Origin of the sequence: Pantoea sp. SIMBA_079 (assembly GCF_046940275.1) — a bacterium.
Classification (GTDB): domain Bacteria; phylum Pseudomonadota; class Gammaproteobacteria; order Enterobacterales; family Enterobacteriaceae; genus Pantoea; species Pantoea borealis.
This window is the reverse complement of the sequence record NZ_JAWRYR010000291.1, coordinates 1-273: the sequence shown is the minus strand read 5'-3', so window position 1 is coordinate 273 and position 273 is coordinate 1. Positions and strand designations below refer to the sequence as shown.

Annotated in this window: 1 protein-coding gene; it reads right to left on the bottom strand. The window is 71.4% G+C overall.

Going from position 1 to position 273, the window contains the following annotated elements:
• The coding region (locus SB719_RS20075; protein ID WP_412159726.1) for an SDR family NAD(P)-dependent oxidoreductase at nt 1-273 on the bottom strand (273 nt) is incomplete at both ends.

Below are 273 nucleotides of genomic sequence, written 5' to 3'. Positions count from 1 at the left end.
CTGCGGCCCGCACAGGAACAGCGCCGCGGATGCGACATCGTCGACGGCGCCGAAGCCGCCGAAGGGAATCGAATCGCGGATGCGCGCGTACAGGTCGGGATCGCTGTCCGCGCGCCGCGCCCACAGGCCGTCGGGAAACTCGATCGAGCCCGGCGCGATCGCGTTGACCCGGATCCGCTCGCGGGCGAGCTCGGCGGCCAGCGTCGTCGTGTAGTAGTTCAGCGCGGCCTTGCAGGTCGAATAGGCCGGCGCACGCGGCGTCGGATTCAGCGC